Origin of the sequence: Candidatus Uabimicrobium amorphum (genome assembly GCF_009002475.1) — a bacterium.
Lineage (GTDB): Bacteria > Planctomycetota > Uabimicrobiia > Uabimicrobiales > Uabimicrobiaceae > Uabimicrobium > Uabimicrobium amorphum.
Genome location: NZ_AP019860.1, coordinates 821,798 through 839,183 on the forward strand (window position 1 = coordinate 821,798; position 17,386 = coordinate 839,183).

A 17,386-nucleotide genomic window follows, 5' to 3' on the forward strand; every position below is an offset into this window, starting at 1 on the left:
ACTATATTTGTTAGAGATTCGCGGTGACAAAGCAAAAGTTGGTATGATAACTCAAATTTTATTGTCGAAACGTGTCGCCATCGGCACGTTTTAAAGGAACTTTTAATACAAAACTACTCACCTCTAACAGCACGCCTTCGTTAATCTTATAAATTCCTTAATATATGTTTAACACATATTGACATTGATGTTACGACTCGATGAAAGGATTATACTTAATGGCTATATCTGTAATTATCTATGGAGTTTTACTGATCGTGGTTGTCGTTATCGTTGCTATGCTCTCTATAGGAGGTGATGGTTCTGGTTCTGTTTCTAAACAAAATTCATTCTATTCAGAAGAGGAAGCTCTTAAAATACTCGGAGTAAGTAAAGAAGCTATTAAGACAATGGTCTCAGAGGAAATTTTACGAGCTTATCGCCACAACAATGGCATTTCGTATCGTAAAGAAGATATCGAAGAGTTATCAAGAAATCACAAAAGTTAAGTTCTCAGGAATTAAATATGTCCCCTGTATACAAAAAGTTTTATAAAGAAATTACCGCTGGCTTTTTTATTGCGCTGGCAACTATTGCTCTTGGCTATCTACCGTATGATGACTTTTGGCAAGGTGCATGGGTTTTTCTCTCTACATCAGCAGCAGCATGGATGGCTTTAAAAACAAGAGTCAAAGAAAGCGACGCGGATCGATATTCTCGATTGGCAAAAGGTTATTTTAGTTATTGGATCAAAAAAGATCCGCAAAAAGTAGAGGGCCTTTTTGCGAATAACGTTCCATATTCTGTTGTGGAATGGCTTAAAAAAGAAGAAAATTGCAATCTATTTGACTGCGATGTACCACATGTTGTCGATTCGTGGTGTCGTGTGGGCGACGAGCCTGGAGAACTTATTTTCCGCAGTGGTTTAAATTTGGGAAAAATGTTGAGCGATAAGGACAACCGGGAAGTCCACGAGTTTTTGTCAGAAAAATTTGTGGAGCTTGTCCAGGAAAAACGAAAACTTTTAGGTGAAGAAATTGCTCCGCATGTTTTCTATAAAGAGCTGAAAGAGGGAGATTATCGTCCTACAGGTGTGCATATTAGCGATGCATATAGTGAATGCCTTATTATTCGTGAACGCCGCGACTGGGATGGAGCCACTAGTGAACGGATCTCGCTAGGGTTAAAGAAGGATTATCTCGAACAGCTTAGCGACGAAGAGTGGGACACTGTTAAAAATACAATTATCTATAAACATTGCCCTTATTTTAGACCAGTGGGAGGGGGGAGCGGTCCGCAAAAAAAATACGTACCTCTCTTTTTGACAGAAAAAAAGTTAAGTGCAGAAGAACTCGATCATTTTCCGCAGACGGCAACGCAGATTTACAACGAAATAAAGAAATATATTGCTGATCAAACCTCGGTAAATGAAGAACAAGAAGAACAAAAGCAAGAGCAAAACGAGGAACAACAATGATTGATTTGCGAAGTGACACCGTAACCCAACCTTGTGATGAAATGCGTAAGAAAATGGCCACGGCTATTGTGGGTGATGATATGTTTGGCGAGGACCCTAGCGTAAATGAATTGCAGGAATTCGCGCGTAAAATTACCGGGAAAGAAGAAGTGTTGTTTGTTCCTTCCGCATCGATGTCCAATCAACTTGCTGTGAAAGCTCTAACGGCTCCTGGAGATGCTATCGCTGTTTTGAAACATGCGCATGTATATCGCTATGAGTCAGGAGCCGCACCTCTTTTATCTGGAGTTACAATGCTGCAAGTGGGAGACAAACGCGGCATAATTTCTGTGGAAGAAATAGGTAACACGATACCCCCCGATGATCAGCATTATCCGCCCTTAACGTTACTGTGCATGGAAAATACTCACAATGGTCAAATTGTACCTATCGATAACATAAAAAAACTTCACGAATATTGTTGTGAAAAGGATATTAAAATGCACTTGGACGGGGCGCGCATTTTTAACGCCTCTGTGGCCACAGGAATCGACGTTAAAGACTATGCCAAATATTTTGACACAGTTACTATTTGTCTATCGAAGGGGCTAGGGGCTCCAATAGGTGCTTTAATTTGTTCCAACAAGCAATACGCGAAAAAAATACATCGTTTTCGTAAAGTTATGGGTGGTGCAATGCGCCAATCAGGAATTATCGCCGCTGCAGGATTGTATGCATTACAGAATAATGTGCAGCATTTGAGTATGGATCACAAAAACGCACAGCATCTAGCCTCGGGACTTAAAGACCTTAACTATTTGGAGATCTTAGGTCCTGTTGAAACGAATATGGTTTTTGTTTCATATGCGCAAAGTAAAATAAGTGGTGAGGCGTTACAAGAGCATATGATGTCTAAGGGCGTTAACATTGTGGTGGACGAAGCAAAAAAAATGATACGTTTAGTGACACACCGTGACATTACTATGCAACACATCGATCATGTACTTGAACAATTACACTGTTTTGCCTCTTAATAATATTACGATTTTTCTGCTGCATCATTTTCTAAATAATGATATATTAAAGTGTAAAATATTTTAAACGACTTGTGCTGGTAGAAAGACCAAGAATAATCTATAGTAAAGCCAAAATAAATAGTGCAAGTTGTCTTCAATCAATTGTTTTTGCAATTATTTTAGCGAGAATTCACATGAACGAGGGTTACTCTGAAATTACGCAAATCATAAGTCAGATAAAGAAGAAAAAAATTGAGTTAGAAGCCCTTTTGGGAAAACACAACGATGATATTTTCACTAAAAAAATAATGAACGCCATTCTCAAAGTAGAGGGACTCATCTCAAAAGCAAAGAAGTTGCAAATGAGTATTGACGTAAAGGGCTATACAACATCACATAAGGTATCCTCTGGTATTTTACATTCCAAATTACTAAAAGAAATTAACCAAATAAAAAAGCAAGAGCAAGAAATTAATGAAACTAAGTTTGGCATAGAAAAATTAATTGCAGAAACACCCAAGGAAAAGTGGAAAAAATCACAAAAAAAGCCAAAATCTAAATCGAAACCAAAAGCAAATAGTAATGATTCTTGGGAAGTAATAGACATACCATTTCATACAGAAGAAGAGGATCAAGATCAAACAGGTGAAGAGCTCATTAGTTACGCAAAAACTTCCCCAAAAACAAAAGCGGAAAAGACTTCCTCTACTACGAAAGATCACTACAAGCCTTTTTCTAACAACTTGAGTCAAATAGAGAAAAGAAATTCCTTGGAAGTCCAGGAAATGATTAGTCAGTTTCGCAAAATACGCAGCGATTTAGATTCGATGTTGTCGTCCTATCGAGGACAAAAGTATCGTAAAAAAATCATGGATTCTATTATAAAGATAAAGGCAAGTATCAATACTTTACTTAGTATGCAATCATCTTTTAAAGTGGCAAAAAGTAGTACAATAAATCATAGTGCAACGATCAATCGCGCTCAGTTTGAGAAGCAAATTGCGCTACTCAAAAAAGAGAAGAAAGAGATGTTGGAAAAACTGAAGATACTGAAGGCCAAAGTTGCAAAAGAAAAAAGGGAAATTGTACAACAAAGCTATGAAACCAAGAAAACGTTTCATAGTAGTCCCAAGAAGAAGACAAGTAATACTAAAGATGAAAAAGACCCGGCAATGGTGAACATACTTCTCAAGATGGGTGTTTTGAAGAAAAAGAACAAAGATAAATAGCTTTGTGTTGTTGGCAGGGGTTTACTACAGGGCAATACGTTGTCGATTTTCAATGAAAAGAAAAAAAACAGGAAAGTAGTTTTCACTACTTTCCTGCAAGTGGGAAAAAGGTTTTTTAGGTGCTACTTGGGATAGGGCGCTTATTACAATCTACGCTAGACAGAATAAGCAAGTAGTGTGCCAAACAAAAGATTTTTTTTGAAAAAAGATATAAAACCTAGTAAAAATAAGGGGAGGCGGCGATTATATTTTTTTGCTTCATTCTTCTCAATATATTCAAATGCTGAAAAAAATGTCTAGATTTTAGACAGTTTTTTGGCAGAAATCATATGGGCTAAGAATTATAAGCAATAAAAAAGAAATGTCTAAATTTTAGACATGTTAAAGCCAGGTAAAGTTATGCAAAACGAATTTGAGTCAATAGAACAGTCTATCGGTCATATAAAAATTCAAGAAAAGCTAGGTAGTAGTTCACTCGGAGATTGTTATAAGATAGAGCACGATGAATATGGAATATGTGTACTTAAACACATATCACAAAAAGTTACCAAGAATAAAAAGTTTATTTCGCGATTTTTTAAAGACCTACATAAATTTAGAAACTTACAAGTAGAAAAACAGTTGTTTCATGAAAATGTGGCGAAGATTTTTGACATTGCAAATTACGAAGATGACAATCTATACATTATAAGAGAGTATGTACCTGGAGAAGAACTACAACAAACAATTTATAGTAAGAAAAAAATTGGAATACTTGAATCGGAAAAAATGTTACTACAAATCATCTCTGGTGTTGGATTTTTACATTCATACGAGTTTGTATTTCGCAATTTAAAACCTAACAACATTATTATTGATGACAACTACAACGTAAAACTGGTCGATTTTTCTTTACCTCCAACACAGGCACAGTATCTGTCTCCCGAACAATGCAAAGGTAAAAAGTCTGGATATCATTCTGATGTATATACCATTGGTAATATTTTTTTCTATTATTTAACGGGACGCTCTGTTTTTGTAGGTGCTACATCAAAAGAAATTATGGAAGCACATGTTTCACAAGAAATTCCCGATGTAAAAAAATATAGACCTGACTTATCAGATGCGATGGTGGGTGTACTAGCAAAAATGCTAGCAAAGTCATCGGAAGAACGCTACCAAAATTGTTATCAGTTATTTTTTGATGCTCAGGATGCCGCGAAAGATAAGACATCTAGCTACGAAGCACCTAAAAAGACCGAAGTGAGTCGCGTGATCAAAAAACAACCCATAGAAAGCTCGTGGAAAACAACGAGTCAAGACACCTTAGAAACATCTACAATTCAATTAATACGTAGTGGAAATTCATGGATTAGACCAGATCAAAATATCGAAACTTCAACAATTGAACTCATCCGCGATGGTGCGGGTTGGAAAATGCCCGGTTCAAAACCCGCAGAATCTTCCAGTAGTGCAAACGAACAACCTCAAGAGTCGACGTTAGAATCTAAGGATGTTGCGACAACGGGTTTGGGCACGAACATACCGAGTGTGGATTTTGGTGCGAGCGCGACTGAAACCCAAAGTAGTGGTTTGAGTACGAACATACCCAGTGTGGATTTTGGTGCGAGTGCGAATGAAACACAAAGTAGTGACTTGAGCACGAACATACCGAGTGTGGACTTTGGTGCGAGTGAAACGCAGAGCAGTGACTTGAGCACGAACATACCGAGTGTGGACTTTGGTGCGAGTGCGAATGAAACGCAAAGCAGTGATATGAGTTTCCAATCATTTAGCTTGAGTACGGACAACGCTTCTGAAGAAGAATCAAGGTCGAATAGTATGGGTTACCTTTTAGGGCGTTCAAGTTCGGATACTGTAGACGAAACGAATTCTCAAGATCCAAACAATTCTTTAGACGATTTATTTTTTAATCCTTCGACACCATCAAAAACCACTACTGCAAGGATGAATATCGAACAATTTCGCGACGCAGAAGAGCAGCAAGACGTATTTGCGGAATCGTACACTATTTCTCCTGACGACGAAGATTTAGAAGATGTGGGGGCACCACTGTCGGTTAGTACCGCAAGCAGTGAAGATGTTTCCGCTAGTGGTGAAATTACAATAGAATTACCCGGAGATGCTTCGATTTTTGATGAAGACGCCGTCGAATATGCTGCCGTCGAAGCAAGCACCGAAGAATTTGATGAGGGAGGAGACTCTCTTTTTGAAATATATTTGAATCAGGGAAAAGTGGATACTGATGATATTTTGAATACTTCAGATGGTGAATTGGAAGCTGTACAAGACGACTCCATGATTGACGAGGCATTGGGGGGGACACCAGAAAAAACAGTAACTTCAGAGGATTTTACCACGGTATTTATTTCGAAAGAAGAAAGTGAACAACAGGAAGAAAATCAATTTGAAGATAGTGTTGAGGTAGAGCTAGACCAAAGTTTTTTCCAGGTACCAAGTATCGAAATTAATCCCGAAGACCCTACTCCTTCTACAAAACAATTGATATCTCCGCTGGTGGCCAACGATTTTAACACTAACTTTTCCGAAGATAAATTTACCAGCAACATGTACGAAGTGAGTCAAGACGACAGTCAATGGCTAGAAAGTGGTACGGTAATTGATGATGAGCAAGACAGTCAATTTTGTCCCGCGTCTATTCTTTTTTTACGTGTAAAAAATAAAGAAGCGCAAGAAAACGACTTAATGCAAATGATAAATTTTTTCAATGAAATTACCGAAAATATCGAAGTCTGTGTAGAACGCTACAATGGAAATTTTGATGCGCTAATGGGAAGTTACCTGCTTTCTGTTTTTAATAAAAATGGTGGAACAGAGGACGCATGGTCGGCGATTCAAACATCACTAGAGGTAAAAAACGATTTTGCAAAATTGTACCCCGAAGTCAACATATACAGTGGAATTCACTACGGAGAAATCGTAAAAGCTTGTGTTGGTTCCGCGAAGACAAAACGTTTAACGTCTATAGGCGACAATGTTGATCTTGCGAATGAATTGGTGCGTCTGTGTGAATACTATCAATGTCGCATTCTTCTCACCGAAGATGTTTACAGCGATCACAAAAATAAGGTCATTGCCCGTGAAATAGACTATACATTAGTAAATGGTAGAGCGGTCAGAATATACGAACTGATTTGCCTTGCCAGTGATTTTCTTGACGAAGATATTATCAAGGCGCATGATTCTTACAGTAAAGCGCGTAGAATGTACAACGAAGGTAAATTTGCCCAAGCACTTGAAAAGTTTATCGGAATCTCTTGTATTCTTCCCAATGACCGGCCTACGGCATTTCATGTCGAAAGATGTATTCAATTCATTGAGCGCCCTCCCCAAAACTGGGATGGTGTATGGCGTCCCAAAACCTAACCTACCAATATAACCCAATAAAAAAGCTACTTTGTCCTCACAAAGTAGCTTTTTTTTATATCAATATTTAACTTCCAGATAGTACTCTGGGTTTTGCTATTATCAAGGTCTTTGATTATCTATTCAAAAGTTTCTTTATTTGATCTTTTAACGCTTTTCTCTCTTGCTTAGAGATTTTGCCATCGCCATCTTTATCAAACATTTTCAGCAAATTTTTCTGAACATTTTTGCGTGGCGTAGTATTTTGTTTTTTACTTTTCGTAAAGCGACGTTGTCCTTTTTTTTGCGCAAAACGCTTGCGAAGATTTTTAATGTGCTTACGCATTTTTTGTTTTTCTTGTGGTGATAGATTACCATCTCCATTTGCATCGAATTTCTGTGTCAAGCGTTCGCGTATACGTTGTTTTAGAGCTTGCTTTTGTTGTGGAGAAAAACGTTTATTGCTCCAATTAGGTTTTGCAGATTGTCTATTTTGCCATTTGTTTTGACCATCGCGTTTTTTACTTTTTGCAAAACGTCTATTTTGCCATTTATTTTTTTTACCCTTGGCAAAACGTCTGTTGTGTGGAGTATCTTGTTGGAAACGATTGCGTCTGCTTTGAAAACGTTTGCGTATATTTTGTAGATGTTTTTTGGCTAATTTTTTTTCTTTTTCAGAAAGTTTGCCGTCGCCATTACGATCGAATTTATTTTTGAAATGCTCTTTGATACGCTTTTTTATTTGTTCACGACGGTTGTTTGGGGAAAAGTTTTTTTTGCCGTGGCGTTTACCAAAGTGACGACGTCCATGTTGTTGAAAACGTTGTTGTCCGCGCGCGAAACGTCTGTGGTGACGAGGAGTATCACTGTGATGTCTGCCAAAATGCTTGTGAGAACGGTGGCGTTTGCCAAAGTGATGATGACCATGTTGTTGAAAACGTTGTTGTCCACGCGCAAAGCGTCTGTGGTGACGAGGAGTATCACTGTGATGTCTACCAAAACGCTTGTGAGAGCGGTGGCGTTTGCCAAAGTGATGATGACCATGTTGTTGAAAACGTTGTTGTCCACGCGCAAAGCGTCTGTGTTGACGAGGAGCATTACTGTGGTGTCTGCCAAAACGTTTGTGAGAGCGTTGGCGTTTGCCAAAGTGATGATGACCATGTTGTTGAAAACGTTGTTGTCCACGCGCAAAGCGTCTGTGGTGACGAGGAGCATTACTGTGATGTCTGCCAAAACGTTTGTGAGAGCGTTGGTGTTTGCCAAAGTGATGATGACCATGTTGTTGAAAACGTTGTTGTCCACGCGCAAAGCGTCTGTGGTGGTGCGGCATATTATTTGCAAAGTGACGTTGCTTTGTTCTATTTTGAAAACGTTCGCGCATACCTTGAAAATGTTTTCTTGCCAATCGTTTCTCTCGTCCAGAGAGGTGACCATCGCCATTGTAATCAAACTTGTTTTTTAAGTAGGTACGAATACGTTTCTTTATTTGTTGTCTTCGTTGCGGCGAAAAATGTCTACCCCTATTTAAATGAGGACGGTTGTGTATTTTTTTTAATTTAGCTTCTTTCTTATTTTCAAGTGTATCTACGGAAAGAGCATTTTTATTTTCGTATGTTTGAAGAGTATTTTTTAGGTCGTTTTTTAGATTTTGCATCAACGCTTGGCGTTCATTTATCGAAAGTACGCCATCATTATTTGTATCAAATTGTGCTTTCAGCTTTGTGTATTTGTCATTGGTATCCGCAAACAACACCGAACCAAAGACAAGGGCTATAATAGTTAATTTTTTCATAAGTAGATCCTTTAAATTCAAATTTGACATCCCCATAAGTTCGTCTGTTTATAGTGTGTATGATAACAACTGTGGCCAGTGAAAAAATTTTATGATAAAATATCAACCATTATACTCAATTTATATTCTAAGTTAAAGTGAGAGTTGAAAGGGGTGAATTAAGTTCACCGTTTATTTATGAAAATAGCTTTATTGATTTCAGGCGGAGTGGACAGCTCTGTTGCATTGGCCCTTCTCAAAGAGCAAGGATATGATATTACGGCTTACTATTTAAAGATTTGGTTGGAAGAAGAGCTTTCTTTTTTAGGTGACTGTCCTTGGGAGGAAGATATACAGTACATCTCTAAAGTATGCGAGCAATTTTCTGTACCACTGGAAATCATTCCTTTGCAGAGAGAGTACCACGACCGCGTTGTGAGTTACACCATTGATGAATTAAAGCAAGGTCGTACGCCGAGTCCCGATTTGTTTTGTAACCAACGTATTAAATTTGGTGCCTTTTATGACAAAGTCGGCTATAAATACCCGAAAATAGCAACAGGCCATTACGCAAGAACCGAGGATCACGATGACTATACATTTCTCAAAACGGCTCCCGACCCTATAAAAGATCAGACATACTTTCTCGCGCATTTAAACCAGCAGCAAATACAGCGTGCATTGTTTCCCATTGGCGCTTTGACGAAAACGCAAGTGCGTGAATTTGCACAGAAATATGATTTACCCAACAAGGATCGCAAGGATAGCCAAGGGATTTGTTTTTTAGGTAAAATCAAGTTTCGCGATTTTACCGCGTATCACCTAGGCGATGAGCCAGGAGATATAAAAGAATGGGAAACACAAAAAGTATTGGGGAGACATCGCGGATATTGGTTTCACACTATTGGACAACGCAAAGGCCTAGGACTGTCGGGCGGACCGTGGTATGTTGTCAAAAAAGATGTGCAAAATAATATTATTTATGTTTCCAGAGACAAAAATGCGCAGCAAGAATCTAAATCAACTTTTCATGTGGCAAATTTTAATTGGATTACACGTCCACCCATAACAACACAACAATTGAAAGTAAAAGTGCGGCATGGCAAAGAGTTTTATCATTGCAGCCTAAGTATTGAAGAAGACAATACCGGAATCGTAAGGTTAGACGGTACTGACCAAGGGATTGCTGCCGGGCAATTTGCCGTTTTTTATCAAGACGACATTTGTTTGGGATGTGCAAGTATACAGTGAGGAATAGATGACCAGAGTATATAAAGTAAACGCATTTGTGCAAAACAACCGCGGTGGAAATCCAGCAGGTGTAGTGACAAATAGTGAAAATTTAAGCGAACAACGCATGCAAAAAATGGCACATGAAATGGGTTTTTCGGAAACCGCTTTTATTTCGTCGTCGCAACAAGCAGACTTTACGATTCGTTTTTTCACTCCGAATAAGGAGGTGGACCTTTGTGGACACGCGACAATCGCTAGCTTTCATTTGTTACAAGAACAACAGCGTATTCATACAGGCAGGTATACCATGGAAACCAAGGCGGGCATACTAAATATAGATTGTTTAGAAGATGGTACTATTTACATGCAACAAAATGTACCGCAGTTTTGTGAAGTGGTACCGCCATCGGAAATTGTACCATGCCTCCATCTAGAGAAATCGAAATTTAGTCATGATATTCAAGTGGTCTCTACAGGTTTGCGTAAGATATTTGCCCCCATTTGCGACTTGGCTACGTTGGAATCTATCGCTCCTAATTACGACGCGATTATCGAAGTGAGTAAAAAATATTCAGTAACCGGAATTTACTGCTTTACTCTTGAAGTAGAAAGCTGTACCGCAAGGTGTCGCAATTTTGCACCGCTTGTCGGTATATATGAGGATGCGGCAACAGGTACCTCTGCAGCAGCACTGAGTTGCTATTTGGTACAGCATCGCTTGCAAAAAGTCGAAGCGTGTACGCAGTTTTCTTTTGAACAAGGGTATTCGATCGCAGAGCCTTCGTTATTGAAAACGCGTTTGCAGGTGCAAAACGAAAAAATTACGCGTGTTGAAGTTGCAGGACGTGCACAGACGGAGAAATATGTGGATATGTAAGACCTATCTCGATCCCGAAATACTTTTTTTTCGGGATCGATTTTCTTGGATTAATAACTCGCAATAAACCCTGCCGTAAATACTTGACGACTGTAGTCAAAATCCGCGAGATTGGAGTCATTACGCTCATATGTGTATGTGAAAAACAGTGACAACGAATCCATAATTTTATGCGCAAAAAACACCTGCGTAAAGTATACATGGTCCCCGCGTTCATCACCATCAATGGAGTTGACATTTTGGAAATCGCGGTAGCGATACTCTAAACGCACACCATAGTAATTGTCTTTCAATATGTACCCACTGAGAGATACATAAGCTGCCCCTTCGTTGCGGTCAAAGTTTTCACCTTCTGTAGAAGTAAGTAGGTGATTGTAGCCCACTTTGAATGTTGCCTTTGCTGGTTTGATATAAAAAGATTGTGCTATGCGGAAGAAGTGATAAAATCCTCCGAGTTCATCCTCGTCATCGTTTACATCGTCCAAAAACCAACGATACTCAAGCGTGTAGCCTATTTCTGTGAAAATCCATTCGTTTTGAAAAATGGTGAGATCGGCAAAGAGATCTAAATCATTGGCAAATGGATCGTAGTCAATGAGGAAGTATTGGTTGCGTATACCCGTTTTAATATTTAAGTAATCATTAAATGCATGGCGAAACCCCACTTCACTTTCCAAAGCAAGCTGGTCAATTTCATCGGCCAATTCCAAATATTTACGTCCAAACACCGAACCTTTTATGTATACTTCACTTCCCAAACCGACTTTTGTATGGTACTCACCGCGTAAAAAGTAGGAGACAAAAAAATCGTAGCGTTGGTCTACATCAACGGGAATTTCGTCACCAAAAGCGCGTGGGTTACTATCATATCCACCACCTATTTGCGCCTGAATCCACCACGGCTTTTCCGCCTCGGCAATTTTGTAGTCTTCTGCCAAGTCACGTAGTTCCAAAGCCGATTTGCGAAACCAACTTTTGTGTTTGTCTTTTATTGTTTCATCAATGCGCTTTACCATTTCTTTACGCTGCTTCAGTTGTATAGCGCACAAGGCTAAACAATAATGAATCGCATCGGTATCCGCGGCATCGCGTTCTAGTGCTATGCGCAAATATTTCTGGGCATTCTTAAACTGCTTAACAAAGAAATACGAATACCCAAGGAGAGTAATGGCTTCGGAGTCCCCTGGATTTTCTTCTTCAAATGTCGACAACGCCGCAATCGCACGCGGATACATTCTTTTGAGAAAATATGCACGACCCACTTCCAATTGATATATCGATAGGTCGGCTCCCAGCTCTTTACCTTTTTGTAATAGTTTAAGTCCTTCGTCAACTTTATTGGTACGAATAAAAATCATCCCTTTTAAGAACAGAGCAACGCCGCTGTCCGGTTCTTGTTGTAGTACAGTTTCTACCAAAGAAAGAGCTTGTGGATACTGCGAGTCTTCCAATGCAATGATAGCCTCTTCAAGAATTGTGTCCACTGACTGTTGCGAAGCGTCTGGATCCTCAATGTTTTGCTGTTGTTGATTTTCTTGAGATTCCATGTTTTGTTCGTCTTGCTGTTCGCGATTTTGTATATTTGGCTCTTCTACATCTATATTTTGTGCATAAATGCTGGTTATTGTGACTGTGAGTAAAATAATGAAAAATTTTTGCATGTCGGCTCCTATTAATGACTGTATTCAATCAATTCCTTGGTAAATATGAGTTGGTTATTGAGATATTTTTCCTGTTTTACTTCTCCAACTTCTGGAGCGTAATATATGAAGGAATGTCTCTTGGCATTATTGGAATATTTCAGCTCCAGCTTCACACAGTTGACAAACTTTCCTGCGGGAACTTGTACACTTTCCGAAATAGTTACAACGCGATATTGTACCTTGTAGCGAGGCAGTTGACTCTCCCAAGACTGTCCCTGACGTGGTGGAAATTTTAGCACTTTATCGGTGGTGCCATTGCGAAATTCTTTCACTAGGTATCCATTTTTTTTGTACCAACGTTCATCTCCCACACGACCGTCTACTTTTAGTAAATATTGATCATTTTGAAGAGCGGCGATGATGTATGTGTTGTAAGAAGAGTTGTTGTTGACAACAGTGCGATACTTCCATTTGCTATTAAAATTGAGTGGAGCATAGTTGATAAACTGTACAATAATTTTGCTCACTTGTGGATGTCGCCCTCCGAGATTTTGATAGGTTTTTAGGTATTTCCCGGCATCGTTAAGTTGTTTTTGGGAGTAAAGTATCATTCCCACTTTGCGAAATAAGTCGAGATACTTTTTCTGTAAACGCTGTTTTTCCGCATAACGCAAAGCTTTTTTGTAGGCTGTTAACGCTTTGGAAGTCTTTTTACCCTTTTCATAAAGTTGCCCGAGAAGTACATGATGGGAAACGATATTTGTTTTACTACCTTCGCGAGCTGCGGCAGCAATAGATTTTTCGAGATAAAAAGTGGCCTTTTTGTAAGACTTTTTGTTGTAAATACGCGAAAGTATGTAATATGTTGTGCTGTTGTGATTGCTGAGTTTGGATAAATAGCGCGCGGCATTTTTATAGTTTTTTTGGTAGTAGTAGGATTTTCCCAAATACAACATCGCTTTTTGATTTTTGGGCGAAAGTTTTAAAGCCTCCAAGCAAAGCTCTTGCGTTTTTTTGTAGTTCTTATTTTCGAAGTTGTTTTGCACGCTGCGAATAAGTTGTTGCAACTCATTTTTGTCGTTATCTTTTTGTAATTCTTGTAAGTGTGAAATTTTTTGTTGTATTTGCGGTAAATATGCACTTTGTGGAAATTTATCCATGTATACTTGCCATAACTGTAAAGCGACATTGTATTGCTTTTTGGCCAGTTGCAATTCCGTGGCGACTTTTGTTTTCTCGTATTCACGGCCTTCATCAAGACGCTGTAAAATTTGCTTTTTGATTTGCGCAACCTCTTGTTGTGCTTCTGTACTTGGAGGAGATAGCTTTTCTAAATCTAACAGAGCTTTATAAGCCGCTTGCCACAATTGCTGGTCGATGAGAGATTTTACCTCTTTTTTAGCTCTCGTGAATTGAAACTCCGTTTGCAATTTTTGTTGTGCGGCGTCTTGCTTGCGAAGATTTTCTATGTTTTGTAATTCCGTCTTGATTTGCTCGCTGTACGCATTGTCGGGATGTGAAGCTTCAAAAGCCTTCAACAAAGCGATTGCTCTGTCAAATTGCCGTTGATTACGCGCAATACTGACACTAGTGTTGAGTGTTTGGTAATCGGATTTTTCTTGTATCTTACGGTCGATCAATTGGCGATACTCTCCGACCTTGTTAATTTCCGACGCTGAGAGATTCATATTAACCGTTTGTGCTAGTAGTGAGCGCGCTTCTTGCCATAATTTTTGTGCGATATACGCATCTACTTTTTTTTGTAGAGAAGTGAATCGCGTCCCTGTATTTTCGAAGGTTTGTGTACTATTTCCACTATGCTGTTGTGTACCATTTGCGTTGCTTGTCGTGGTAGACTTTGTCATGAAAAAATATCCCAAAGTACCTGCAACAGCTAGAAAAACAGCCGCAGCAACTATGAGTAACGAATTTCCGCCTGGCTTGGTTTTTTTGGCTTCGACTTTTTTACCACAGGCAAAACGATCTATGTCTTCAACAAACTCCGCGCAATTTTGATAGCGCTCTTCGACAGGTTTGGCCAATGCTTTTAAAATCACGAGTTCTAACTGGTCAGGTAAATCGGGACGCACTTTTTTGGGCGGATCTGGCAATTCAAACATTTGTTTCTTGAGTAGTTCGCGCAGGGTATTACTTTTGAAGGGTAAATTCCCTGTTGTCATCTCATAAAGAATAACACCTACGGCGTATATGTCGGTGCGGTGATCCACTTTTTCGCCACCGGCTTGTTGCGGCGACATATAAAAAGGAGTGCCAATGGCACCTTGGGTGATGGACTCTATTTCTGATTCTTCTACGAGTTTTGCTAGACCAAAGTCGACAATTTTAACAACATCGTTATTTTCTTCATTTTTTTCGATGAGAATATTGGCCGGTTTCAGATCACGGTGGACAATATTTTTGCGATGCGCTTCCTCTAATCCCTGTAAAATTTGCTTGGTAATGTCCAAAGACCTTTGAATATCTTTATTCCAGTCTTTTTGTAAAATCTCATCTAGTGGCTTGCCGCTACTGCAATCCATTGTGAGGTACGGACTACCGTTTTCTAAACGACCAAATTCGCGTACGGGAATGATATTGCGATGCATAACACTCATTGTCGCTTCAACTTCGCGAACAAAACGTCTGTAGTTGTTTTCATTTGCTGCAATGTTTGGGTGCATGATTTTTAGGGCAAAATAGCGATTGCTCATCATGGTATGCTGCACCTTGTAAACTGCCCCCATGCCGCCGCTTCCTAATTTTTCCTCAACGCGAAATTTATCCGCGAGTATTTGGCCAGGAGCGAAATGCTGTCCCATCGTCGTTGGTGCTGCTGGTTGGGTTTTTTTCTCCTGCATGAGAGATAGTACTTCGCTGGGGGAAAGAACGTCTTTTTCCAGTAGTATGCGACACAGCGATACACTATTTCCACTTTGTGAGTGTTTTTGCTGCTCTTGCATACAGCGCTGCAAATCACTTACGCTGATTTTCTTTTGCTCCACAGCTTTTTGCGCGAGTTCTCGATCCTGTTGCGTTCCCGCTTGTGGGAGTTGTGCGCTGATATTATGGCGCTCTATTTCTGATAACGTGTGGAAAGAAACTTTGTTGGCATTTGCCGAAATGATACTATCCGAACCATCTTCGACGTTTAAAGGGGAGGACTCTTGGGCCGCTGTGGGAAGAGTAATTCCCATAGGGTTGACTTGCTCTTCCGAAGCAATAGTAATGTCAAGTGGCTCACCACCATCTGGAGTTTGCAAGAATGCAGGTGCCGAATCGGAGGCCATGGTTTCACTGAACTCATTGCCATTGGCTTCATCGGTATCAGAAACGGCAATTGTGATACCCGAAGTGAGTTGTTCGTCTTGCTTGGGGGTTGATTCGTCTGTCATTGTTATATCTAATGGGATTTGCTGTGGTTCGGCAGCGATTGTGATGTGGAGAGGATTTCCTTCACTATTTTGTTCGTTAGCTGGTTGCTCAGGCATCGTGATATTTAGAGCAGATACCTCACTGGAAAAATTTTCATTTGTCATGTTTTGTTCATTGTTCGCTGGCTGCTCAGGCATCGTGAGGTGCAGAGGCGTTCCCTGACCAGAAAAATCTATGATATTTTCTTGGTTATTGGCATAAGAAATGCTTAAGTCGGTTCCTATCTCTGGATGGTTTTGACTTTCATCAGCAATGATGACACTGTTGTTGGGAATTGGCTCATCTTCGCTGATGGTTTGGTCTAACCTCACCACTTCTTTTTCCAAATCTATTTTATTACGGATGGCTCTTACCTGTTCTGGGGTGAGTATTTTGTCTTCGACTAAAATATCTTCTATATTTTCGGGTATAGCGCTACCATATTGTTTTAGAAGTTCGCTGAGTTTTTGCTGCGGTAGATAATTTAAAGAAACAGCTTTTTGTAAAAAAAGTAACTTGCCGTGCATTTGAATATTCCTATAATTGCTAGAACACGTCATTATTAAAAATTTTTAATAGATGCGCGCCCTACATAAAAATCTTAAAAAGTTACAAACAAGAGTTTACAACTTAAGTTTATGGCATTGGGGGAGTATTTTCCGCCCTTGAGTTTACTAATAACCAGATAGGAGAATTAATGAAGCTTTTTTTTGTATATTTAATCATATGTATTTTGTCTTTTACAGGGTGTACAGCCAGTTATGAAGCTCTAGAGATGGATGACTTAAAGCAACCTGCAAGTCAGGACATTAATAGCGCCAATAAAAACGGTTTGCGTATAGCGGCCTCAAAATTAACCGGTCAAAAAAGCGAACAGTATTTAGGTATGGATCTTCAAAGTAAGGGTTATGCAAGTATTTTGCTAAATGCGGAAAATACCGCTGAAAATCCTTTTAAAATTACCAATCAAAACATTTCTGTTGTGACAGAAAAGGGTGATAAACTAAGCCCTGTTCCCGTATCCGAAGTTATTGAAAATGTAAAATTTTCTCATAGTCGAGCAATACCTTTCTGGATTATCATCATTCCTGGGGTATTTATTGCTCCCGGTATTCACGAAAGTGTTAGTATTTCAAATGAACTTTTAGAGATTGACTACGATAAAAAACACTTCAAAGGCACTTTGTTAACTCCTCAAGAGCAAAATCGTGGCTTTATATTTATCAAAAATACCTCGGAGTCTTTAAGCCATTTACTATTGAATGTCGAGCAGCAGGGAAAAACAGATAAAGAAATGACACAGAATTTTACCATGCGTGTTAAAATTGTCACTGAGTAGCTCTGTTTACGTGGCGCAGGCTTTTTGCCTGCGACTACATACCCTTTTTCGTACTTGTCGTTGGCT

The 17,386-nt window shown here is 39.3% G+C and carries 11 protein-coding genes; 8 read left to right on the forward strand and 3 right to left on the reverse strand.

The features are described 5' to 3' along the window. The first annotated feature begins 218 nt into the window (after positions 1–218). The 5 genes from UABAM_RS02805 to UABAM_RS02825 all read left to right on the forward strand — a co-directional run bounded on the left by UABAM_RS02805 (position 219) and on the right by UABAM_RS02825 (position 7,067). A complete protein-coding gene (locus UABAM_RS02805; protein ID WP_151966479.1) occupies positions 219–488 on the forward strand; it encodes a helix-turn-helix domain-containing protein in 270 nt (89 codons plus the stop codon). A 17-nt stretch (positions 489–505) separates the two neighbouring features. Next, positions 506–1,456 carry a hypothetical protein gene (locus UABAM_RS02810; RefSeq protein WP_151966480.1) on the forward strand — a complete coding sequence of 317 codons (951 nt, stop codon included), beginning with the start codon at positions 506–508 and terminating at the stop codon, positions 1,454–1,456. Then, positions 1,453–2,469, forward strand: a complete 1,017-nt coding sequence (gene ltaE, locus UABAM_RS02815; RefSeq protein WP_151966481.1) for a low-specificity L-threonine aldolase — start codon at positions 1,453–1,455, stop codon at positions 2,467–2,469. Before UABAM_RS02810 ends, ltaE begins: the two co-directional genes overlap by 4 nt. Positions 2,470–2,645: 176 nt before the next feature. Continuing rightward, positions 2,646–3,680 carry a hypothetical protein gene (locus UABAM_RS02820; protein ID WP_151966482.1) on the forward strand — a complete coding sequence of 345 codons (1,035 nt, stop codon included), beginning with the start codon at positions 2,646–2,648 and terminating at the stop codon, positions 3,678–3,680. 399 nt (positions 3,681–4,079) lie between these two features. Continuing rightward, complete coding sequence (locus UABAM_RS02825) at positions 4,080–7,067, forward strand: protein kinase domain-containing protein (protein WP_173013102.1); 2,988 nt, start codon at positions 4,080–4,082, stop codon at positions 7,065–7,067. 115 nt (positions 7,068–7,182) lie between these two features. Here UABAM_RS02825 and UABAM_RS02830 read toward each other — a convergent pair whose 3' ends face one another. Next, complete coding sequence (locus tag UABAM_RS02830) at positions 7,183–8,838, reverse strand: EF-hand domain-containing protein (protein ID WP_173013103.1); 1,656 nt, start codon at positions 8,836–8,838, stop codon at positions 7,183–7,185. Positions 8,839–9,015: 177 nt separating this feature from the next. Between UABAM_RS02830 and mnmA the strand changes: the two genes are divergently transcribed. Both mnmA and UABAM_RS02840 read left to right on the forward strand, forming a co-directional pair. Beyond that, a complete protein-coding gene (mnmA, locus tag UABAM_RS02835; protein ID WP_151966485.1) occupies positions 9,016–10,068 on the forward strand; it encodes a tRNA 2-thiouridine(34) synthase MnmA in 1,053 nt (350 codons plus the stop codon). Between the two features lie 7 nt (positions 10,069–10,075). Continuing rightward, positions 10,076–10,927, forward strand: coding sequence for a PhzF family phenazine biosynthesis protein (locus UABAM_RS02840; RefSeq protein WP_151966486.1), 852 nt, complete (start codon positions 10,076–10,078; stop codon positions 10,925–10,927). Between the two features lie 50 nt (positions 10,928–10,977). On the opposite strand, the gene UABAM_RS02845 is transcribed toward UABAM_RS02840, so the two are convergent. Both UABAM_RS02845 and UABAM_RS02850 read right to left on the reverse strand, forming a co-directional pair. After that, a complete protein-coding gene (locus UABAM_RS02845) occupies positions 10,978–12,588 on the reverse strand; it encodes a tetratricopeptide repeat protein (RefSeq protein ID WP_151966487.1) in 1,611 nt (536 codons plus the stop codon). An 11-nt stretch (positions 12,589–12,599) separates the two neighbouring features. Further along, positions 12,600–16,508: a serine/threonine-protein kinase gene (locus UABAM_RS02850; protein ID WP_173013104.1), complete on the reverse strand. Its 3,909-nt coding sequence runs from the start codon at positions 16,506–16,508 to the stop codon at positions 12,600–12,602. Positions 16,509–16,678: 170 nt separating this feature from the next. Between UABAM_RS02850 and UABAM_RS02855 the strand changes: the two genes are divergently transcribed. Then, a complete protein-coding gene (locus UABAM_RS02855; RefSeq protein ID WP_151966489.1) occupies positions 16,679–17,320 on the forward strand; it encodes a hypothetical protein in 642 nt (213 codons plus the stop codon). The last annotated feature ends 66 nt before the right edge of the window (positions 17,321–17,386 follow it).